Here is a 21,120-nt window from a genome sequence, read left to right as displayed (position 1 = left end):
GAGGTTCATCAGTCGCTACAGAGGTAGTCGTAGAGGAACGCAGCGAGCAGCGCACCGACGATGGGTCCGATGATGTAGATGGGGAAGAACTCCCAGAGGTTCTGGCCGGCAAGCAGCCAGTCACCGAGGTAGGGCCCGAATGTACGGGCAGGGTTCAACGACGCGCCGGTCAGGTTCCCGGTCGTCGTGATGATGCCCGCGACCGCGAGGCCCACCATAAGCCCGGCAAAGCCCGGCGTGGCCCGTTCGTCGACAGCGACGCCCATGATGACGAGCATCAGGAGGAACGTCCCGATGAGCTCGATGACGATCGCCTGCAGGTAGCCGATGCCGGGGAAGGGTGCTGTTGACCCGAGGCCCCCGATGGTGACGGCGTCCGGGCCGATGACCCAGGCTAAGAGCAGGCTTGCGGCCGCAGCGCCGATGAGTTGCACGACGATGTAGGCAACCGTGTCGCGCCCGGAGAACCGCCGGGTTGCAAAGAGGGCTATCGTGACCGCCGGGTTGATGTGACAGCCTGATACCCTCCCGAAAGCATAGATGGACCCGGCGATGGCTATGCCGAAGGCAAGTCCTATGGCGAGCCAGTCGCCGAGGCCCCCAAGCGCCCCGATCCCTATGTTAAAGGGGGTCGCCGGGGTGGTCCCCGCGGCGAGCATCAGCGTGACTACTGCGGCACCGGTTCCGAAGAAGACCAGGATGAATGTCCCGATAGCTTCGGCAATGCAGCGTTTTCCAAGGGATGTGGTCATGATTACACCAGATTGGCATAGATTTTACGAGAAGCCGACCAAAAAAGGTCGGGGGCGTGTGCTTTACTTCTCCTTTCCATACAGGGCAGCATAGCACTCGGGACAGAGGATCCTCGGCAGTGGAGCCTTCACGCGCCTGCTGGGGAGCGGGTAACCGCCCTCCCAGACATCGATATCCTTTCTGATGGCATGATCCATGCAGAGTCCCATCCCGCAGACGATGCAGACTGCCACTGCTTCGCTCTCCTTCCCCTCAAGGGCGCAGTAGTAGCACTTCATGGTTTAGACCGCCTCTTTCCACTGGCAGTACTGGTGCCGCATGTCGACCAGGCACGCCGAGGCACAGTTCTTGCAGGCCCGCACCGGGGCGGCTGCCGTCTCCTTCTCGAGAGCGATGATGTTCGTCATCATCGTCGCGGTCACCGGCTCGCTCGTCAGGAGGCACGGGTAATCCGAAAGCCGCATAAGGGCGGAGAACCGGACGGATATCGCACAGGCCGCGTAGACGTACCACTGCGGGTTCATCAGCACCTCGTTCTTGTGGATGGGCGAGAGGTCGACGGGGTACTTGCCGACCATGGGAACCAGCGGTTCACCAGACCCGTTCCGCATCCGCCCTGCCTTGTCGAGGAGTTTCCACCCGCGGTAGATCATGTCCATGAAGTCGCAGTTGTGGAGCTCCGACGCTGCTCCCCGGGACGGGTAGATCTGGACGTAGTTGTGGAACCGCTTCGTGAGCAGGTCGACGATCATGGGTGCGTTGAACCCGTCGAGCTGGAGGAGATACTCGGTTGCGGCGGCAGACGACCCGGTCGCGACCGAGAGGACGTCCCAGTAACTCTTGTAAGAGTCGAGCGAGTTCCGGAGCGACGACTCCATCACGTCGGTGACCCCTTCGATCGTCGCCATGACGACATCGTCCTTGCACATGTTGAAGGTCGTCTGCGCGATGTGGTGCGCGATGTCGCCGACGCTGTAAGCCGGGATGGTCAGGATGTTGCCGTAGTGGACACCGTCGTCGATTGCGGCCTTGATCGTCCCTTCCATGCGGCGCCGGTACTCGCTCATGTACTTCCGCTGGTCAAAGGAAGTCATCCCGGCCGCATCCATCAACTCCGCCTGGGCTTCGACCGGGTCGCGGTAGATCTTCTGCATCGTCGCGATCTCTTTTGCCGTCGCCTCGGTGGGGGTGGCTCCTCCCTCGAGGGCGTGGGCGAAGTGGTCTCCAAACCCGTAGGAGGTGTTCATGGCCCATGATTTGGCGGCGAGGATCGCTCGCTTGTGCTCGACCGGTATATCGGTCTTCTGCAGCACCTGGTTCACCACGTTGCTCGTGCTCCCCGGGATCAGTGCAAAGTCGACGACGCAGGTGGGGCCGTAGAACCCGCCGTAGTGCCGCACTGCCTCAAGGCCGATCAGGCTCTCCGCATCCGCGATCGCCTGGACGAAGGTATCGACGCTTTTTGCAAACGCCTCGTCCTGATCTTTCAGGATCTCGAGCACCACGGGTGTCTGGTAGTGTTCGACGAACGGGTCGTCTTCGGGGCGGACGGTCGTTGTAAGGCTTTTCAGGGTCTCGTAATGCGAGACCACCGAGTCCTTGTGGAGGTCGATGACCGCCTGGCTCTGGTCCCCGATCGCCGTCATCTTCTTCGCCACGTCGACGTAGGGTTTCGTGTCCTCGATGACGAACTTCTGGCCGCGTTTCGCCTTTACCGTATCCACATCCGCCCGCTGGGCGGCCATGGCCTCGTTTATCATCTTCTCGTAGAGTTCTCTCATATCAATCACCTCTTGGTATCGTTTAACGGCGGTCCGGCAGGAGCCACCGTGGTTACAGGGCGACGCTGGGAGACGGAAGGGACTTGGTCCCGGGAAGAGCCCGGACGAACCGGGAGAACGAAAGGTCAATAATAGTCTGGGAGACTGAACGGTAATCAGAGATTGTGCGTGTCCGCTTTCGTCCCTGCACTCCCCATCCTGTCTTGAAGGCCCGGGGTTTCTTCGTCAATTGGCTTACTTGGTCGTTCTGCCATATAACTGTTGCGTCGTCTCCCGATGCGCCATTATGGAAAAGAGTGCGTCGCTTTCCGGGATTCGCCGCCATTCTGCGACCTTCCCGGGAGAGGCGGAGCATCGGGAGTATCAGAACCAGGCATCCAGTGTCTTCTGCGTCGCCTTCACCGAGACCTTGGCGAGAGCGCCCCTGACCCGTTCCTCGGAGAAGTCATAGCGGCCCGAGAGCATCTCGATAACCCCGTCGACGTCCGGCGCCCTCCACTCAAGGGCATAGTCGTCGGTGACCGGCGGGTCGAGGAAGAAGTCCCGGATGGGTTCGGGGTCGAAGTCGGGTGCTCTCTCTGCAATCACCGACTCGAACTCCCCGTTTCGGACGACTTTTAAGGCCGTCTTGCCGCCGACGCCCCGGATGCCCGGGTTGAAGTCCGTGCCCACCAGGATGCCGATCTCGACGAGTTGCTCCCGGGTGACGCCCAGGCAGTCGAGGAGGGAGGAGAGGACGATCCTCTCAGGGTTTACTGTGATCGTCCGCCCCCGCATCTTTCGCCGGCCGCTGATCGTGAGGTTCCGGACAAGCACCGGGGAACCGAAGAGGAGCGAGTCGTAGTCCTGCGAGACCGCGTAGGTGACCGTTCCCTTCCGCGCCATGTGGGCCGCCTGCGCTTCGCCCTCGCTCGGCGCCTGTACCCGGGGGATACCGAGCAGGTCCAGGAGTTCGTGGGACGACTCGAGGATCTGGCTGTCGATACGGGTGGACGCGCTCGCCTGCCGGTAGGCAACCTCCATATCCCCCTCCCGGAGTGCCGCTTTCCAGGCCTCGTCGGCCCGGAGACGAACCGCCCGCCGCTCGCGGATCGTCTCCTCCTTGAACTCCGGCGGCTTTCCGTCGAAGACGAAGACCGGTTTTATGCCCTTCTCCAGGAAGTTGACCGTCCGAAAGAGGATGCCGGAGAGGTGCGAGGTGACCCTTCCAGCCCCATTCATCAGCGGTGTGCCGTCAGGCTGCCGGATGATCGAGAGAAACTGATAGAGCGCGTTATGGGCGTCCACTGCGGCGGTGCCGGATAAATTCTCCCATGTCAACGTCTCTTTACAGTCTGCCAGAATATCACGGATAGCGACGCCCATGCTACCTATTCATGAGAGGGAAAGGCCATTAAGGTGGCGATTCAGTTCACCGGTACATCCGCCGGGAGAGCCCGTCGACGATCTCCTCGATGTGGCTCACGGTGTTGTCATACTTGGCGCTCATCGTGTTCCCCATCTCTTCTATGTTCACGCGCATGGTGCGCTCCCGCTGTACGACGCTCTGCTCAAGACTCACAATCTTCATACCGAGAGAGATGAGCAGCCCCCCGAGGGAGAGCATCATGAGCGTTGCGGCAATCGCTATGGTCAGGTCCTGCCAGAATCGCATCACCAGCACGACGGTGGAGACCACCATCACGATGGTGAGAACGATGTCGCCGATGAGTTCACGAATCTCCATATTTTAAAGTAATGAGGATGCATTAATTAACCTACCTATAGTGAATGGAGATTTGTGATGCAGATACGTGAATGGCTACCCTTTCTTGGAATGCCCCTGATGCTCCTCTCGGTCCAGATGATTGCCATCATCCTCGTCCTTCCCATGCAGGCGGCGGGGCTTGTGGCGTTTGAGGATCCCGAGTCGGTTGCAAACCCTCTCTTCTTCATAGGGATACTGCTCGCCTTCACCCTGGTCCTGCTCCTCCTGATCCGGGTGGGGGGACGGAGGTTCCTCGCTGTCTTCATCGGCATTGCCATATTCATGACGTTCGTCTACATATTCGGGGCGCTCCTCGGCCTCGCGCTCGGGGCCACCGATGCCGCCGCCGTCGGAACGCTCATCGCTGCCGGGGCGGCGACGACGCTCCTCTATCTCTATCCGGAGTGGTACGTCATCGATATTCTCGGCGTGCTGCTATCTGCAGGCATCACCTCAATCTTCGGTATATCCCTCGCCATCCTGCCGGTGATCGTGCTGCTCGTGCTCCTCGCGGTCTACGATGCCATATCGGTCTACCGGACAAAACACATGATCACGCTTGCCGAGGGTGTCATTGAGACGAAATCCCCTATCATGGTCGTGGTCCCGAAGAGAGCGGACTACTCATTCCGGCGTGAAGGCCTCAAGATCCAGGAGGGGGAGGAGCGCGGCGCGTTCCTCATGGGCTTGGGCGACCTGATCATGCCCTCCATCCTCGTGGTGTCGTCGCACGTCTTTGTGGATGCGCCCGCCGTCCTCTGGGTCCTTTCCGCCCCGACACTCGGGGCGATGGTGGGATCGCTTGCAGGGCTTGCCGTGCTCCTCTACTTCGTCAACAGCGGAAAGCCCCAGGCAGGGCTCCCCCCTCTGAACGCCGGTGCTATTCTTGGGTTTCTGGTTGGGGCGGCTCTCGCAGGTTCGTTTGGGTGGTGGCCTTTCTGAAGGTGAGCAGGAGGTCGAGTGCCCCTTCCACCCCTTCGCCGGTGAGCGTGGACATCGTCGGGTAGCCCTCGATCCCCTGGATGTCCGCCTTATTGACGACGGTCACCACCGGCACGTCGACGAGCCGGCGTATCTCCTCGAGGAGCCGGATCTGATCATCGAGTGAATACCCGCAGTGCTCGCTTGCGTCCAGGATGAAGAGGACGACGTCGGCGGTGTTGATGATGGCACTCACCGCCTGCCGCTCAATGGGGTTCCTCTCTTCAGCGGGTCGTTCGAGGACTCCCGGTGTGTCGATGAACTGGATCCGGTCGCGTTTCCCGATCTCGTGGTGACCGACGATGATCCCCTTTGTGGTGAACGGATAGGCGGCGATCTCGGGGTCCGCCGTTGAGACGAGCCTGATGAACGAGGATTTCCCGACGTTCGGGAAGCCGGCCACCACCACGGTGAACTCGTCCTCGGTCACATGCGGGAGTTTCCGCAGGACGTTGCGCGCATCATTGAGGAATACCAGGTCGTCTTCGACCTGGTGGACGATAGAGGCGATGCGGGCGACGGCCTGCCGCCGTTTCTGATCGGTCTCCTCCCCGGATCGCATACTCCGGGTGTAGCCGGAACCGATGGTCCAGACCTGCTCGGCAGCCCAGGTGACGGCGCCGAGGGACCGTTTCAGCCGGTCGAGCGAGACCAGGATCTCGGTCGCCTCCTGGTAGAAGGGGGGAAGACGTTCGAAGCTCGGGAACGAGCTGACCACGCTCTTTAATTTGTCGTGGATGGCTTTTGCGACCGCTCGCACGAACTCCTCGTTCGCTCGGTCTACATTGGTCTTCAACTTCTTCTTGGCGGCCGCCCTGCGAAGGCTGCGGTCGAGTAGTTCGTCCGCCGTCGGAACGGTCGGGATGGTTTCAAATTCCACTGTACGCACAACCTAATCTATTTAAACAACATATAATGACTGATAATTATGGATCTCTCTCCAATCCAGAAGGACATCCTGATAACTCTGATTACCCTATATCATCAGTCTTCTCACTCTATAAAAGGTGAGGAGATCGCGGACGTGCTGACGCGCAACCCCGGCACGGTCCGTAACCAGATGCAGGCATTGAAGGCGCTCGGGCTCGTAGACGGCGTGCCCGGCCCGAAGGGCGGGTATAGCCCGACCGCCCGTGCATACAAGGAACTGAACCTCGGCGACCTCGAGCACCAGTCTGAGGTGCCGATCTTCCGCGACGGTGAGAAGGTGAAGGGCGTCCGGGTCTCGGAGCTCGATTTTACCACCCTCTGCCACCCTGACCTCTGTCACGCGATGGTCAAGATCATCGGGAGCGTGAAACTCTTCAAGGTCGGCGAGATGGTCTCGATCGGGCCCACGCCGGTGAACAAAATGCTCGTCAAAGGAGAGATCTACGGGATGGATGAGAACCTGCAGGCGCTCCTGATCAGTGTCGCGGAGATGATATCTCTCCCGAAGCAGGCGATCAAACATTACATGAGCGCTCCCCTCCTGACCCTGTCGCTCTCCGCCACCCTCCGGGATGCGGTCCACCTCTTCAATGTGCATCACATCCACGGGGCACCGGTGAGGGGGGAGGGGACCGACCTTGTGGGCATCGTGACGGTGAGCGATGTTGCCCGCGGCCTGGACGAGGGCCTGACGCTGGATGCGCCCGTCTCAGAGATCATGACCCGTGACGTGGTCGAGGTGCCGTCATCGATCCGGCTCTACGAGCTCGTGAAGCGTTTCAAGGAACGAGAGATTGGGAGATTGATTGTGGTCGAGGATGGCAAGCCCGTTGGCATCGTTACCCAGACCGATATTATTCGGGTCTTTCCCTCACTTTGATCCCCTCCCCGTTCTGAATTTGGCACTTCAACCCCTCAGGAGAAGGATAACTATTTATATCAGAATACCTATGGTGCTTCTGTCAAACGAGTTCTGTGTGAGAGTACATTTCACAGAACTCAATGAAAAGGGGGAAATGAGAACATGACAGATATACCTCTGGCACCAGTTGGCAGAATTGTGAAGAAGTCCGGCGCGGAACGTGTGAGTTCCGATGCCAATGAAGAGCTCGCAAAACTGATGGAGCAGTACGCGTCACGGATCGCGAAAGAAGCGATCAAACTGGCGGGTCACGCAGGCAGAAAGACGGTCAAGGCGACCGATGTCCGGATGGCCGCCGAGACTGTGAGATAAACCAACCCTCTCTCTCCTATTTTGCAGCGCGGGAGCGCTCCCTCACAGGGCGGCCCGTCTGACCGTTTCCTGGAATGTCGGCGGTTCGCCGTGTGTGAGACTGGAGTATGGTGATCTGCCGCCCCCCCGTTACCGCCCGGCGAAGTGGTGCGATACGCCGGGGGACCGGGGGTGGCAGACGCCCTTGCCTGCGGCCGGTCCGGGGCGCGAGGCCACTTCGCCCCGGCAACCGGGCGTTCCCTGGCGGGCAGCGGCCGGCGGCAACGTTCCCGGGTAAAAAGGCGGTACCGGGGTTTTTCCCTGATTTTGAGGATTTTAAAAGATATAAATAGTATAAACGCCCCACGGTTCTGTATGAGTAAAACCTTCTGCCGTGCCCTCGCCAAGAAGAGAGTGATGAGCAACGATGGCATGCTCATCGGGAGCATCAAGAACATCGTGGTCGACCTCAATACGGGGCAGGTGATCGACCTGATCGTCAAACCGGACGAGACGTTCAAGACCGACGGTTACCGGACCGACGGGGACAAGATGCTCGTGCCGTTTGAGGCGGTGAAGGATATAAAAGACTATGTTGTGGTCGACCGCTACCTGCTGAAGAGATAAGGGTAATACTTTTTTACTGCTTCTACGAATCCGTCTCCGTACGGGGACGGGGACACCCAGTCTGCCGCCGCCTGCACCGGGGCCGTGGCGTTCTGGACCGCAACGCCGACGCCGGCGGCTTTGAGCATCTCGATGTCGTTCTCCGAGTCCCCGACAGCCATCATCTCCGAGAGGTGAAGGTCCATCTCACCTGCGAGTTCTGCGAGCGCCGTCCCCTTGTTCACGCCGAGCACCTGGAGGTGGACGGCAAACCCGGTGTCGAGCACCCGGACGGGGAGATGGCGATCGCGGACGACCGCCCGCGCCTCGTCCGGGTCGATGTTCCGGGCGAAGGCCACATCGGCGAACCGGTACTGCGCGCCGAAGAGTTCGAGTTCGACGCCTTTTTCGGCAAAATACTCTCTCAACACCTCGAACGCTTCAAGGCAGGTCTTCTGGTCGCCGGGAACCCGGAGGGTGCCTGAGAACCCCCTCCGGTAGACACCCCCGTTCTCGCCGATGATGGTCCCGTCCGTCCCGACCATCTTGCAGAGCCCGTCCATGAAGCAGACGGTGTTGCCGCTTGCGAGCACCACCTCGATGCCGGCATCGAAGAGCGTGCGGATGGTCTCGATGGCGGCGGTGTTGATCCGCCGCCGCCGGTCGGTGATGGTGCCGTCGACGTCGGTGACGAGCGCCTTCAGCACGATTTGAGCCCGGCCTGCTCGACCATGAATGCCGCCTCGCCCTCGGGGAGGTTCGGGCTGTCCACCAGGCGGGCGACCCTCTTGCCGGCCTTGCTCTTCCGGAGGTAGAGCCGGAAGGTTGCCGTGTGCCCGACGATGTTGCCGCCGATCGGCCTCGTGGGGTCGCCGAAGAGGACGCCGGGGTTCGACATCACCTGGTTGGTCACGAGACCGACGGCATTGTGGTCGTCGAGCAACTTGAGCAGGTCGTGCATGTGGCGGTTGAGTTTCTGCTGCCGGGCCGCAAGGGTGCCGCGCCCCGCGTACTCCGAGCGGAAGAGGGACGTCAACGAGTCGATGACGAAGAGCCTGATCGGATAGTCGGAGGTCCGCAGTTCGTTGGCGAGCTCCCGTGCGGTCTCGAGGAGCAGCATCTGGTGGTCGGAGCTGTGCGCCCGGGCGACGTGGATCCGCTCGAGGATATCCTCGATGGGCCCGAGGTCCGCCTCTTCGGGGAGCCCGTTGACCATCTGCTCGATCCGCTCCGGGCGGAACGTGTTCTCGGTATCGACGTAGATGACCCCGCCGGCAAGGCCGCCGAGTGCTACGGGAAGCTGGACGTTGACGGCCATCTGGTGAACGAGCTGGCTCTTCCCCGACCCGAACTCCCCGTAGACCTCCGTTATCGCCTGGGTCTCAAGGCCCCCACCGACCAGTTCGTCGAACTCGGGGACCAGTGTCTTGAGTTTCTCGATATCCTTTCTCTTGTCCAGGATATCCCGGCCCGTTTTGAAGCCCCCGATATCCGCCATCTTCCGGGCGGCGAGGATCACCTTCTTTGCGGTCCCCTCACCGATCTCAGCCGCTTCGGCGAGGTCCGATGTGGTGGCCGTTGCTATACTCTCGACGGTTCCGTATCCGGCCTCGCGGAGTTTCTCGGCAGTGGCGGTTCCAACGCCTGGTAAATCTTCAAGATCAATCTCTGACATCTCATTCCTCACTTGATCTCTGTGTGTGTTCTGCTCTGGTACACTTAGAGTCTATAGCGTGAGACATAAAGGTCGCTCGCCGTGCGGGGTGAAAGTGGAGAGTGGATCAGGATCCCCCGGAGAGTCGATCCAGGCGACGCCGCAGGTCGTCCTGATCGGGTAATACGGCCTCCAGAGCATGGAGGCTGATCACGCCCCGGTGCACCGTACCTCTCGCGCGCACAACGTACCCGACGGGCAGCTCTCTGTCGAGGAGGTAGCAGGCATCGCCGGTATCAAGCGCGATCCCCTGCGCGGTCGGGATGATCGTCCCAACGACTTCGACCTCCTTCTCCTCCTCTCCGCGGAGGACGAGAGCGCTCCCCCACGAGAGGTGGAGCTCGAGATCACCGTAGCGCCCGCGTTTCGCGGTCGCGTTGTAGGCCTCGATCCGGTCGCCGGACACCAGGTGCTCGTCTGCCTTCTCGCCCCAGATGACGACCGGGACCTCGTTCTTCCCGTCGGTGACAACCAGGTTCCGGACCGAGGACTGCCGCCCGTTCCGCGTGACAAACGAGTGCGGGGGCTCGACCTGCACCACGGCTCCGGTAAACGAGCAGGACCCCCCCTCCTTGATATCGGCAAGGGTGTCGAGCGGGACCGCGATCGCCTGCTCCAGGCGCGTGACAGACGCCGCCTCGCCGAGGCTGTACTCGATGCCCCGTTCGCCCTCCCGTGCCGTGGCCCCGCGGATGACGACCGTCTCTCCCGGTTCGAACCCGAGGAGGACGGCCGGAGCCCAGGCGACGAGCCGGAAGACACCGTCTTCGTTCCCGATCACCGCCTCGACCATCTCCCCCGGGCTTCCGTCGCGCCTCTTGAACGTCCGCGGGCTCTCGACGGCGAGCAGCCTGACCTCGAGGTCTCCCGTCGGTCCGGAGGATGTGGCGGGTCCCGTCTCCTCGCAGGTGATCTCGCATGATGCCTCCTGGATGGCGACGGCAGTGACGTCGGGGACCTTTCCTTTTCCCTTCGGCCGGCCGAGGACCTCGATCACATCCCCGGCCTCTACCTCATGGGCCCCGCCGGCCTTCTCGTCCCAGAGTGTCACCCTGGCCCTGCCGGTCTCGTCGCCCACCATCACGCTCGCGACGATGCCGGGCGTGCCGTCAGGCCGCTCGAACTCCCGCGGCTCAACGACCTCGAGGACCTTTGCAAAGAAACAGGCGAGGCTCGGAGCGGCCGCGAGGTCGCGGATCCGGATGTGTGCCCGTCCGAGGTCTCTGACGACCAGCATCGCCGCCGTCCGCTCGTCGAGGAGGTCCCCCGACTCCGCTACCTTCTCCTCCACCTTGCGCTCGAACTCTCCCTTCGCGATGAGGTCGTCGACCAGGAGATAGTGGAACTGCACGTCCGCCGCTCCGGTCCTACGCCTGCCAGGGCACCGTCACCATGGGTCCGGTCAGGTCCTCGATCGTCTCGGCCCGGCGCATCAGAGCCGCCTTCTCGCCCGCGAGGAGGACCTCGGCGCACCGGGGACGGCTGTTGTACTGGGAGGACATCGCAAACCCGTAGGCCCCGGCGTCCAGCACCGCGATGAGGTCGCCGGCCGATAGTTCGGGGAGCAGCCGGTCTTTCGCGAGGATGTCGCCTGTCTCGCAGATCGGCCCCGTGACGGAGTATTCCCGGGCCGCCGGCGCATCCGCCTTGTTCGCCGCCACGACCTCGTGGTAGGAGTCGTACATCGTCGGCCGGACCAGGAGGTTGAACCCGGCGTCGACGTTTGCAAACGTCTTATGCGCGGTCTTGACCGAGTTCACCCGGGAGAGGAGGAGCGTCGAGTCGGCAACGAGCCACCGGCCGGGTTCGACCCAGAGTTCGGGCTCGATCCCGAGGTCACGGATGCCGTTGAGGAAGACCGGCATGACCGCTCCCGCATACTCTTCGGGCGTCGGCGCCCGGTCGGTCTCCCGGCGGTAGGGGATGCCGAGGCCGCCCCCGATATCGATGAACGAGAGCTTGACCCCGATATCGATGAGGTCGCGGGCGACGCCGATCAGCACCTCGACCTCGTGGGCGAAGGGTTCCACGGCCAGGATCTGCGAGCCGATGTGACAGTGGATCCCGACGGGGTTGACATGCTCGAGAGCGAGCGCCTCCCGGTAGGCGTCGAGGATCTGCCTCGCCGGGATACCGAACTTGCTTGTGGCGAGACCGGTCGCGATCTTCGGGTGGGTGGGGACCTCGATCGCCGGATTGACCCGGAAGGCGATATCGACGGTCTTCCCTGCCTTTGCGGCCGCTCTGTCGAGTTGCCGGAGCTCGTCGGGCGAGTCGACCGAGACCCGGATCCCCTTCTCGACCGCGAGAACGAGGTCGGCGGGGGTCTTTGAGCTCCCGTTGAAGAGGAGCGACTCCGGCCGCATCCCGGCACCGAGGGCGAGCGCGACCTCGCCCGCCGAGAAGACGTCCGCTCCCGCGCCCATGGAGGCGAGGATCTTGAAGACCGCGAGGTTCCCGTTCGCCTTCGCGGCGTAGAGCACCCGGACCTTCGGATAGTGGGCGGTGAGGGCACCCGAGAGCCGGCTGAAGTTCTCGCGGATCCGGTCCTCGCTCGTGACGTAGAGCGGGGTGCCGAACCTATCTGCGAGTTCTATCGTGTCGTGTTCGCCGATCGCAAGGTGGCCGCCCCTGATCGAGAGGTGGGAGGGCAGGATCACAGGTCGAGCCCCCGCATCCGGTCCACCGCCTCGTTGATCCGCTCGATCGACCGCGTGATGGCGAACCGGACGAACCCTTCGCCGTTCTTGCCGAAGCCGACTCCGGGGGTCGCGACGATCCCGGCCTTATCGAGGAGTTGTGCCGCAAACGCCATGCTGTCGTCGACCGGCGCCCAGACGTAGAAGGTGGCCTTCGGTGCCCGGACGTCGAGGCCGATCTCGGTGAGTCCTTTCACCAGGGCGTCCCGACGCTCCTGGTAGACCGAGCAGGCCTCCCGGACGCAGTCCTGCGGCCCGGTGAGCGCGGTGATCGCGGCGTGCTGGATGGCGTCAAACGCGCCCGAGTCGACGTTGGTCTTGACCCGGCCGAGCCCGGCGACGATCCCGGGGTTGCCACAGGCCATGCCGATACGCCACCCGGTCATGTTGTAGGTCTTCGAGAGCGAGTGCATCTCGATCCCCACCTCCATCGCGCCGTCGACCTCGAGGAACGAGGGCGCCCGGTAGCCGTCGAAGGTGATCTCGGAGTAGGCGTTGTCGTGGACGACGACGATGTTGTGCTCCCGTGCGAACTCGACGACCTCCTCGAAGAACGAGAGGGGGGCTATCGCCGCGGTGGGGTTGTTCGGGTAGTTAATGAACATCAGTTTCGCCTGCTTCACGACGTCGGCGGGGATATCCTCGAGGACCGGGAGGAAGCCGTTCTCCGCCCGGAGGGGCAGTTCGTGGACCTTCCCCTCGGCAAAGAGCGTGGAGGTCTTGTAGACCGGGTAGCCGGGGTCGGCCGCGAGGACGACCTCTCCGGGGTTGACGAAGGCCTCGGCGATATGGGCGATGCCTTCCTTTGACCCGATGAGCGCGAGGGTCTCCTTCTTCGGGTCCAGGTCGACCCCGAACCGGCCATGATACCACTCGGCAACCGCCTCACGGTAGGCGAGCATGCCGGCGTAGGAGGGGTAATGGTGGTTCTTCGGGTCGCGGGCCGCGGTGCAGAGCGCCTCCACGATATGCGGCGGGGTGGGGAGGTCGGGGTCGCCGACCCCGAGGTCGATGACATCGACACCCTGGCGTCGTTTCTCCTCCTTCATCTCGTCAATGCGTGCAAAAAGGTAGGGGGGAAGATGGTCCATGCGTCTTGCGTACATTACCTCAGGTATTGCGCACGGGACCCTATCTAATTACTCGTCCGGCGGGTCTTCCCGCCCGCCCCCGGAACCGGCAGGGCCGCCGGAGCCATACCCGGTATGCACGGATATCCGGGAACGTTCCCCGGGCGGTGCAGCAGCGCAGTCCGGCACGGTTCTCGCCCGGAGAATGGTTATATACGGGGGATACGAAACGTAACCTCATGGTTCTCCCGGAATATATCGTGGCCTTCTGCACGGCCCCTGCCGGCGAGGCGGAGCGGCTCGCGAAAGCGCTCGTCGACGAACGCCTCGCCGCCTGCGTGAACGTGACCGGGGTGCAGTCCTGCTTCCGCTGGGAAGGCACGGTCTCGAACGAGCCCGAACAACTCCTGATCATCAAGACGCAGCACCGCCTGCTCGACCCCCTCATCGCCAGGATCCGGGAACTCCACAGTTACGACCTTCCCGAGGTCATCGCCATGCCCATCATCGGCGGCCACGTCCCCTATCTCGACTGGATACGGGAGGAGACGTCCTGATGGAGATCGTCAGCCGCACCGGGATCCAGGTGACGGAGAACGGCGCCCGTGAGGTCCATGACAGTATCATCGTCGAGGGCCGTGTCCGGCTCTTCCTGAACGGCGAGTACCTGACGACCATCGTGGCAAGCCCCGACCGCCTCGACGACCTTGGGGCCGGGTTCGTCGTCTGCGAGGGGCTGGCCGAGACCGTCACCTCGGTGGAGGTCTCCGGCTCCGACGTCTCCATCACCGCCCCGGTCAGGAAGGAGATCCGGCTCGAGATGGAGTCGTCCGGCGGTTACCGCGTCCTCGGCGAGCCCCGGAAGGTTACGTCGTCGATCACCGTCACGGCGGACGGCATCCGTGCGGTCACGGCGGCGATCGAGTCTGAGACATGGAAGAAGACCGGTGCCGTCCACTGCTCGGTCCTCTTCTGCGACGGCGAACTCGTCACCCGGGCCTGCGATGTCGGGCGGCACAACACCGTCGATAAGGTCGTGGGTTACGCGACCCTCCGGGGGCTCGACCGGTCGAGGTGCATCCTTGGCTGCACGGGCAGGCAGCCGTCGGGGATGGTGGCGAAGGTGGCGAACGCAGGCATTCCCATCGTCGTCTCCCGCGCCGCCTCGACCGACCGGGGCATCCTGACGGCGGAGAACGCCGGGCTCACCCTGGTGAGTTTCTCGCGGGGGGAGCGGTTCACCATCTACACGCACCCGGAGAGGGTGCCCGAAGTCCTTCAAGAACTGGAGAAGACCCGAAAATGACCGAAAACGACGAGAAAACCGCACTACTCCTGCTCGGGTGCCCGCAGGTACCCGTCCAGACAAGCATGGCGCTCTACCTGGCACACGGCCTCTCAGAGCGGGGCATCCGGCCGGTGGTTGCCGGGACGACCGCGGCACGGAAGTTGATGGAGGTTGCCGACCCGGGCCGGTACTACCTTGACGAGGTGACCGATATTGACGACGCGATCGACGATATCACGGGGAAGGTGCGGGACTTCGATCTCTGTTTCGTCTTCATCCATAACGACTCCGGGATCGCGTATGCCGGGACGATGGCCTACATATCGAAGGCACGGGTCTATGCGCTCATCTTCGGGGAGCACGCGGAGGAGCTCGCCGCCGAGATCGAGTTCCCCTGCGAGGTCGTCGCGGCGAAGGCCGTGCACAATCCCATGCCGCTGAAGCGAAAACTTGAGGAGGTGATGCAATGGGCGGCTGTCTCGAAGCGATGAAACCCGAGATCCTTCTCTCCCAGTCCTCGTTCAAGGATGCGCGGGAGTACATCAAGAAGAACGTCCGGGAGTTCTACGAGGTCGAACCGGGCTACAAGGTATTCGACGTCCACATCATCGGGGTCCCGCCGCTGTATATCGGGGTGGAGGGCGATGACCTCATCTTCCCCTACACCAAGCCCTGCCACGGGACGTTCCTGGTGAAGGTCCCGGGCGGCGAGGAGATCGCGCGGCTGCGGGCGCGGAAAAAATAGCCTCTCTCTATTTTTCTCTCAAAAAAGTGGGCGCTCTCTCGCGCCGCCTCAGTCGTAGTTCTTGAAGAGCGCCGGGTTCTATCTCCCGGTCCGCCTGCGCCGGACCCGGTGCCCGACGGCGACGAGCGCCAGAACGACCCCGAATGCAAGGGCGGCTGTCCCGAACGAGAATCCCGGGGTCGGTTGGCCGGCCGGTGCGGCCGTGGTCTCTTTTGCGGTGGGTTGTGTTGTCGCCTGCGGCGTGGTCTGCGTCGCCGTCGGGGTCGTTACGGCCTCCCCGGCCTGCTCGATCCCGGTGATTGCAGAGAGCGAGAACCCGGGGGTTGCCGCCCTGAAGGTGACCGTCGCCCCGCTGTCGCCCACGACCCACGTCGGGAGCGCCTCCCACACGGTGCCGTTGTAGCGGTGCATCACGATCTCACCCGGGGCAAACCCGTGCTCAGCGAGCCACGCGGCCGGGACGCTGAAGGTGATGTTCGCTCCGGTGATCTCCTCAAACCGTGCCGGCACCAGGTCGACGTACTGGTACGGGGTGCCCGGCGCCGGGGGGATCCCGGTTCCCGGGGAAGACTGTACCCGCCCGGTGACGATGAGTTTTTCAACCCCGGTGCCGGTGACGGTGACCTTACTCACAGCAGAGTCTCCGCCGACGTTATACCCGTCCGGCCCGCCGGTCGAACCGCCGCCACCGCCGCCGCCGCTGTAGGGCGGCCGGCTGGTCGGGGTTACGGTTGGAGTTACGGTTGGGGTCGGTGCGGGGGAGACCGTGATGTAGTCGGTCCTGGTCTCCGTATCCGGTCCTGCCGCGTTACTGGCCGTCAGGCTGACGGTGTATGTCCCGGCTACTGCGTAGGTATGCGTAACGTTCCTCTCCGCCGCGTCCGTGGTGTTGTGCCACGCGCCGTCACCGAACGACCAGTTCCAGACGGTGGGAGAGCCGGTCGAGGTGTCATTGAACTGGACGGCGAGCGGCTCGGTGCCGGTGGTCCGGTTGGCGGTGAAGGCCGCCGACGGGGCGACCGGTGCCGTGACCGTGATGTAGCCGACCTTCCGCGTGGCGTTGTAGCCGTCGTCGTTGTATGCCTGCAGGGCTACCGTGTAGGTGCCCGGGGTGGTGTAGGTGTGCGTGGGGTTCCGGGCGTTTGATCCTGCGGTTTCAAGGCGCCAGACATCGTTTTTCCTGACGCCGTCATAACCGCCCATGAGTATGATGCTTCCGCCCGGCATCGCGACGCTGGTGGGATCGTAGCGTGCCGACCACCCGGCGCTCGCGTTCACGCACGTCCATGTCGTGCCGTTATCGGTCGACCGCCAGATGTCGTACATGTACTTTAATGGGAGGGAATCACCGCCGAAACCGCCCATAAGTATGATGCTTCCGTCTGGCATCGCGACGCTGCTGTGGCCCTTTCTTTTCGACCATCCGGCGTTGGGCAACTGCGCCCAGGTTGCGCCGTTATCGGTCGACCGCCACACGTCTTTCTTGCCGCTGCCGTCATCGCCGCCCATGATTACGATACTTCCGTCCGGCATCGCGACCGCCGCGTGATCCGACCGGGCCGTCCACCCGGAACTTGCGTTCACGCACGTCCATGTCGCGCCGTAATCATCCGACCGCCAGGTGTCGTTCATTTTCCCGCCGCTGGAAGCAAAACCGCCCATGATTACGATGCTTCCGTCTGGCATCGCGACGCTGGCGTGCCCCTCCCCTGCCGTCCACCCGGAACTTGCGTTCACGCACGTCCATGTCATGCCGTTATCGGTCGATAGCCAGGTGTCATTCTTCGTATTGTAGCCGGCATCCACCCCACCCATGAGTACGATGCTTCCGTTCGGCATCACGACGCTGGTGTGACCGATCCGTCCGTTCCACCCGGCCGAGTCGGTCTGCTCAATCCACGGCGTGCTGTTATACGTCTCGTCGCCGAAGAACCACGCCCACCCGGTCGGGCTGCCGGAGGATGAATCGGTGAACTCTACAGTCAGTGGTGCGGCACCGCTGGTCACGTTGCCGCTGAAGGCCGCTTCCGGTACGGCGCCTGCCGTGCCGACCAGCAGCGAAAGAGCTGCAATAAACAGAAATAGCACTGCCGGAGGAGTGCTCCTGGAACGTTTCGCCATCAAATATTAAAAAAAGTTGAAATGTATATGGATTTCGTTTTGGCAATCCGGGCCCGGAGGCAATTCCGCCGTGAATCCATTCTTAAAAAGTCACCGATCTCCCGGCCCTGCGCAATATTATTTCCTATTTTGAATCGGAGCTGGATCCGGGATTGTGGAGCGATTCCACCACATCTCGCGCCGCCTCAGTCGTAGTCCCGAAGAGCCCGGGGTTCTGCCGGTATCTCTACCCGTGGTAAGCACCAGGTAGCCGCCGGAGGACCGGGGCGTTCGTGGTCTCTCCTGCGGTGGGCACTGCTGGCGCCCCAGGACCGGCCTCCCGTCCGCGCCCAAAGAACGAGATATAAATCCCCTGAGGACGGTACTACTGTATGTACGAACCCGGTCGCGTGCGGTCATGCCCGCGGTTGGCCGGGAGACCAGAATTTACGCCGATACGGGCTTACTGCCGGGCCCTGGATGCGAGTGATACCATGAGCGAACCGTTGAGCGTGTTGTTGATCGGGGGGAGCCCTGACGATCTCCGGAGTATCAGGGAGATGATCCGCGAGTGCGGGCGCGACGTTGAGTTGACCCACTGCGAGCGGTCCGGGGACGGGCTTGCCACGGTAGTGCGGGGCGGAATCGATCTGGTGCTCCTCGACTTCCCGGGCAGCGGGGGGGCGGCGGCCTTCGACCGCCTGCGCCTGGCCGCGCCCGATCTCCCGATCATCGCGCTCACCGCGAGGAGCGACGAGCATGCCGGGCACGATGCGATCCGGCGCGGCGCGCAGGACTACCTGGCCCGGGAGAGGATGGACGCGGAGTTGCTCTGCCGGGCCATCAGGTACGCGGTGGAGCGGACGCAGGTGGAGGTCGCGCTCCGACATTCAGAGGCGATGTACCGGAGGCTGGTCGAGAACCTCAACGAAGGCGTCGTCGCGGTGGACGAGAGGGGGCTCATCACCTTCGTCAACCCGCGGATGGAGGAGATGCTCGGCTGCCCTGCCGACCGCCTGATCGGGTCGCCGGTCGCAGCGTTCATCGCCGGAACCTCTCCGGGCGGAAGAAATCCCTTCTGCCGGGAGACCGACCGGAGGCAGGAGTTCGAACTGGACTTCCTCCATAGCGACGGAGGTCGCGTCCACGTGCTCGTGGTCACGTCGCCAATCACCGACGCTGCCGGAGCCTTCGGGGGATGCCTTGCCGGGGTGCTCGACATCACGGGCCGGAAGCAGGCGGAGGAGGCGCTCAGGCAGAGCGAAGAGAAGCACCGGCTGGTCGTGGAGAGCCTCAGCGAGGGGATATGGGTGCTCGACCCGGACGCCTGCACCTCGTTTGTCAATCCAAGGATGGCGGAGATGCTCGGCTACGCCCCGGAAGAGATGGCCGGAAAGCCCCTCGCCTCGTTCCTCTCTCCTCACGGCAGCGCCACGGCCCGGATTCACTTTGACTGCCGGAGGGACGGCGCCCGGGAGCAGTACGAGTGTGAATTCGTCCGAAAAGGAGGCGACTGCATCACCGGACTGGTGATAGCGTCCCCGTTCACGGACGGATCAGGCGCGTTCCGGGGCTCCATTGCGGGCGTTATGGACATCACCGAGCGTAAATGCGCTGAAGAGGAGCTCAGGGTCCGGAACGAGCAACTCATGGTGCTCAACCAGGTGATCAGCGTCTCGGCCACCTCGCTCTCCCTCGGCGAACTCTTAGAGGAGTCGCTTGAAAAGACGCTCAACCTGATGGGGCTCCATGTCGGCATCGTCTACATGCTTGACCCCGAGCGTAAAAGAGCCCTGCTGCAGCACCAGAGGGGGTTGTCGGAATCATGCCTCGCCCGGAACCGGGTGATCAAGGTCCACCACTGGCCGTTCAACTTCATCTTCATCGCCGGCCAGCCCCGCTACATCGAACGGCAGTCGGACCTGAACTCCATCGAGGCAAGCATACTCGAGGATCTCGGTGTCTCGGCGCTCGCGTGTATCCCCCTCATCGCCGAGTCGGTCGTTGTCGGGGCGGTCTACGCCGGCAGCGGGGAGAAGGATTCGTTCTCCCGCGAGGAGAGGACGCTCCTCGAGACGATAGGCAAGGAGATCGGGTCGGGCATCCTGAAAGGGATGCTCCATAAGAAGCTCGAGGCGGCGAACCGGGAGGCGAACCTCTACCTGGACATCATGACGCACGACATCAAGAACGCCGAGAACGTCTCGAGCCTCTACGCCGATCTCCTCCTCGATACACTGGAGGGAGAGGCGGCACAATATGCCGGCAAGATCCGGAGCAGCATTCACAAGAGCGCCGAGATCATCGGGAACGTCACGACGATCCGGCGCATCCACCATGACCCGCCCGAGCTCGGGCCGGTCGACCTCGATGCCGTCATCCGGGGGGAGGTCGCCACCTTCCCCGGTGTTGCGATCGGGTTCGGGATCAGCCGCCGCCAGGTCTGGGGGGACGACCTCCTCTCCGAGGTCTTCGCGAACATCTTCCGCAACGCTGTCAAGTTCGGCGGGCCGGGGGTCCGGATCGCTGTCAGGGTGGAGGAGTATGACGGCGAGAGCGTGCTCGTCTCGGTCGAGGACACCGGCCCGGGCATCCTCGACGGGATGAAGGAGTCGATCTTCCACCGGTTCGAGCGGGGATGGGCCGAGGGGTGCGGTGACGGGCTCGGGCTCTTCATCGTCCGCACCCTCATCGAGCGCTACGGGGGGACCATCCGGGTGGAGGACCGGGTGGAAGGGCGGCCGGACCTCGGTGCGGCGTTCCGGTTCACCCTGCGCGAGTACCTCCCCTCCGGGGGCGACGAAGACGATGATTACCCGGATGAGGAGAAATCCGAGGTATAACTCCCCGGGTCCGGTGCGGGAGTGGCGCACCGTCGGCTCTCTGTCGGGCCGGGACCGGCCTCCTCTCCTCGTATCAAAAGATTTAAGGACACCGATTCACCATGTAGCGTTATGGCATCCGTTTACGTTCGGGCGGTTCAGTTCCTTCTCTCGATCGGGGTCTGCCTGCTTGCAGGATTGATCGGGTCGATCTACTCGATACCGGCTATTCCCGGCTGGTATGCCGGTCTTATAAAAACCGGGCTGAATCCACCTCCATGGGTCTTTGGCCCTGTCTGGACGGTGCTCTATATCCTCATGGGCATCGCGCTCTACCTCGTCTGGAGCAAGGGGTGGGAGCAGAAGGATGTGAAGGTCGCCATGGCGATCTTTGGCGTCCAGCTGATTCTCAACGTCCTCTGGTCGTTCCTCTTCTTCGGGTTGCAGTCCCCCTTCCTTGCCCTCATCGAGATCGTCCTCCTCTGGATAGCAATCCTCATGACGATACTCGCCTTCTACCGGGTCTCGGTACCGGCGGCGGTGCTGCTTGTGCCCTACCTCCTCTGGGTGACGTTTGCGACCTACCTCACCTACGGCGTCTACGTCCTCAATCCGTAGGGGCGGCCTACCCCCAATTTTAGCAGTGAGAAAAGAGATGGTTCCGGCCGATA

General features: G+C 62.8%; 23 protein-coding genes. 10 read left to right on the top strand and 13 right to left on the bottom strand.

The annotated features are described in order from the left end of the window. Positions 1–8 precede the first annotated feature (8 nt). The 6 genes from V6K60_RS01740 to V6K60_RS01715 all read right to left on the bottom strand — a co-directional run bounded on the left by V6K60_RS01740 (position 9) and on the right by V6K60_RS01715 (position 4,260). Positions 9–752 carry an MIP/aquaporin family protein gene (locus V6K60_RS01740; RefSeq protein ID WP_332448788.1) on the bottom strand — a complete coding sequence of 248 codons (744 nt, stop codon included), beginning with the start codon at positions 750–752 and terminating at the stop codon, positions 9–11. 63 nt (positions 753–815) lie between these two features. Beyond that, positions 816–1,031, bottom strand: a complete 216-nt coding sequence (locus V6K60_RS01735) for a DUF2180 family protein (RefSeq protein ID WP_332448787.1) — start codon at positions 1,029–1,031, stop codon at positions 816–818. A 3-nt stretch (positions 1,032–1,034) separates the two neighbouring features. After that, entirely contained in the window at positions 1,035–2,534 is a 1,500-nt protein-coding gene (locus tag V6K60_RS01730; RefSeq protein WP_332448786.1) for a DUF2193 domain-containing protein, read from the bottom strand. 52 nt (positions 2,535–2,586) lie between these two features. After that, positions 2,587–2,763: a hypothetical protein gene (locus tag V6K60_RS01725; RefSeq protein WP_332448785.1), complete on the bottom strand. Its 177-nt coding sequence runs from the start codon at positions 2,761–2,763 to the stop codon at positions 2,587–2,589. A 134-nt stretch (positions 2,764–2,897) separates the two neighbouring features. Further along, positions 2,898–3,899 carry a flap endonuclease-1 gene (fen, locus tag V6K60_RS01720; RefSeq protein ID WP_332448784.1) on the bottom strand — a complete coding sequence of 334 codons (1,002 nt, stop codon included), beginning with the start codon at positions 3,897–3,899 and terminating at the stop codon, positions 2,898–2,900. Positions 3,900–3,945: 46 nt separating this feature from the next. Next, positions 3,946–4,260 carry a hypothetical protein gene (locus tag V6K60_RS01715; protein WP_332448783.1) on the bottom strand — a complete coding sequence of 105 codons (315 nt, stop codon included), beginning with the start codon at positions 4,258–4,260 and terminating at the stop codon, positions 3,946–3,948. A 57-nt stretch (positions 4,261–4,317) separates the two neighbouring features. On the opposite strand from V6K60_RS01715, the gene V6K60_RS01710 reads away from it, so the two are divergent. Beyond that, on the top strand, positions 4,318–5,223 hold the full coding sequence (locus V6K60_RS01710) for a presenilin family intramembrane aspartyl protease PSH (RefSeq protein ID WP_332448782.1): 906 nt from the start codon (positions 4,318–4,320) through the stop codon (positions 5,221–5,223). Here the strand turns inward: V6K60_RS01710 and V6K60_RS01705 are convergent. After that, a complete protein-coding gene (locus tag V6K60_RS01705; RefSeq protein ID WP_332448781.1) occupies positions 5,162–6,142 on the bottom strand; it encodes an NOG1 family protein in 981 nt (326 codons plus the stop codon). The genes V6K60_RS01710 and V6K60_RS01705 overlap by 62 nt on opposite strands. Positions 6,143–6,190: 48 nt before the next feature. Between V6K60_RS01705 and V6K60_RS01700 the strand changes: the two genes are divergently transcribed. The 3 genes from V6K60_RS01700 (at position 6,191) to V6K60_RS01690 (ending at position 8,032) form a co-directional block, all read left to right on the top strand. After that, positions 6,191–7,072 carry a CBS domain-containing protein gene (locus tag V6K60_RS01700; protein WP_332448780.1) on the top strand — a complete coding sequence of 294 codons (882 nt, stop codon included), beginning with the start codon at positions 6,191–6,193 and terminating at the stop codon, positions 7,070–7,072. A gap of 144 nt (positions 7,073–7,216) precedes the next feature. Beyond that, positions 7,217–7,426, top strand: a complete 210-nt coding sequence (locus tag V6K60_RS01695) for a histone family protein (protein ID WP_292386548.1) — start codon at positions 7,217–7,219, stop codon at positions 7,424–7,426. Positions 7,427–7,780: 354 nt separating this feature from the next. Beyond that, on the top strand, positions 7,781–8,032 hold the full coding sequence (locus V6K60_RS01690; protein WP_332448779.1) for a PRC-barrel domain-containing protein: 252 nt from the start codon (positions 7,781–7,783) through the stop codon (positions 8,030–8,032). On the opposite strand, the gene V6K60_RS01685 is transcribed toward V6K60_RS01690, so the two are convergent. From V6K60_RS01685 to V6K60_RS01665, 5 genes are all read right to left on the bottom strand, one after another. After that, positions 8,014–8,718 carry a phosphoglycolate phosphatase gene (locus V6K60_RS01685; RefSeq protein ID WP_332448778.1) on the bottom strand — a complete coding sequence of 235 codons (705 nt, stop codon included), beginning with the start codon at positions 8,716–8,718 and terminating at the stop codon, positions 8,014–8,016. The genes V6K60_RS01690 and V6K60_RS01685 overlap by 19 nt on opposite strands. Then, the gene (gene radA / locus V6K60_RS01680) at positions 8,712–9,686 is read right to left on the bottom strand and encodes a DNA repair and recombination protein RadA (protein ID WP_332448777.1); all 975 of its coding nucleotides are present in this window, start codon (positions 9,684–9,686) and stop codon (positions 8,712–8,714) included. Before radA ends, V6K60_RS01685 begins: the two co-directional genes overlap by 7 nt. Before the next feature lie 106 nt (positions 9,687–9,792). Beyond that, positions 9,793–11,076, bottom strand: a complete 1,284-nt coding sequence (locus V6K60_RS01675) for a nucleotide-binding protein (RefSeq protein WP_332448776.1) — start codon at positions 11,074–11,076, stop codon at positions 9,793–9,795. Between the two features lie 16 nt (positions 11,077–11,092). Continuing rightward, positions 11,093–12,385, bottom strand: coding sequence for a diaminopimelate decarboxylase (gene lysA, locus V6K60_RS01670; protein WP_332448775.1), 1,293 nt, complete (start codon positions 12,383–12,385; stop codon positions 11,093–11,095). Then, on the bottom strand, positions 12,382–13,530 hold the full coding sequence (locus V6K60_RS01665) for an LL-diaminopimelate aminotransferase (RefSeq protein WP_332448774.1): 1,149 nt from the start codon (positions 13,528–13,530) through the stop codon (positions 12,382–12,384). The genes lysA and V6K60_RS01665 overlap by 4 nt, the downstream gene beginning before the upstream one ends. 203 nt (positions 13,531–13,733) lie before the next feature. Here V6K60_RS01665 and cutA point away from each other — a divergent pair, with 203 nt between their 5' ends. Genes cutA through V6K60_RS01645 form a run of 4 tightly spaced genes read left to right on the top strand, consistent with a single transcriptional unit; the run spans position 13,734 to position 15,527 of the window. Continuing rightward, positions 13,734–14,051: a divalent-cation tolerance protein CutA gene (gene cutA, locus V6K60_RS01660; RefSeq protein WP_332448773.1), complete on the top strand. Its 318-nt coding sequence runs from the start codon at positions 13,734–13,736 to the stop codon at positions 14,049–14,051. Beyond that, positions 14,051–14,800, top strand: coding sequence for a formate dehydrogenase accessory sulfurtransferase FdhD (fdhD, locus tag V6K60_RS01655; protein ID WP_332448772.1), 750 nt, complete (start codon positions 14,051–14,053; stop codon positions 14,798–14,800). The genes cutA and fdhD overlap by 1 nt, the downstream gene beginning before the upstream one ends. Continuing rightward, positions 14,797–15,273 (top strand): DUF1890 domain-containing protein, encoded by a 477-nt coding sequence (locus tag V6K60_RS01650; protein ID WP_332448771.1) that lies wholly within the window; start codon positions 14,797–14,799, stop codon positions 15,271–15,273. The genes fdhD and V6K60_RS01650 overlap by 4 nt, the downstream gene beginning before the upstream one ends. After that, positions 15,249–15,527, top strand: a complete 279-nt coding sequence (locus tag V6K60_RS01645; RefSeq protein WP_332448770.1) for a DUF1894 domain-containing protein — start codon at positions 15,249–15,251, stop codon at positions 15,525–15,527. The genes V6K60_RS01650 and V6K60_RS01645 overlap by 25 nt, the downstream gene beginning before the upstream one ends. Positions 15,528–15,605: 78 nt before the next feature. Here the strand turns inward: V6K60_RS01645 and V6K60_RS01640 are convergent, their stop codons facing one another. Next, positions 15,606–17,648 carry a PKD domain-containing protein gene (locus V6K60_RS01640; protein WP_332448769.1) on the bottom strand — a complete coding sequence of 681 codons (2,043 nt, stop codon included), beginning with the start codon at positions 17,646–17,648 and terminating at the stop codon, positions 15,606–15,608. 473 nt (positions 17,649–18,121) lie between these two features. Here V6K60_RS01640 and V6K60_RS01635 point away from each other — a divergent pair, with 473 nt between their 5' ends. Both V6K60_RS01635 and V6K60_RS01630 read left to right on the top strand, forming a co-directional pair. After that, entirely contained in the window at positions 18,122–20,470 is a 2,349-nt protein-coding gene (locus tag V6K60_RS01635; protein ID WP_332448768.1) for a PAS domain S-box protein, read from the top strand. Between the two features lie 111 nt (positions 20,471–20,581). Further along, a complete protein-coding gene (locus V6K60_RS01630) occupies positions 20,582–21,067 on the top strand; it encodes a TspO/MBR family protein (protein ID WP_332448767.1) in 486 nt (161 codons plus the stop codon). The last annotated feature ends 53 nt before the right edge of the window (positions 21,068–21,120 follow it).

Origin of the sequence: Methanoculleus sp., from assembly GCF_036677455.1 — an archaeon.
Taxonomy (GTDB): Archaea; Halobacteriota; Methanomicrobia; order Methanomicrobiales; family Methanoculleaceae; genus Methanoculleus.
This window is presented reverse-complemented; position numbering and strand designations above follow the sequence as displayed.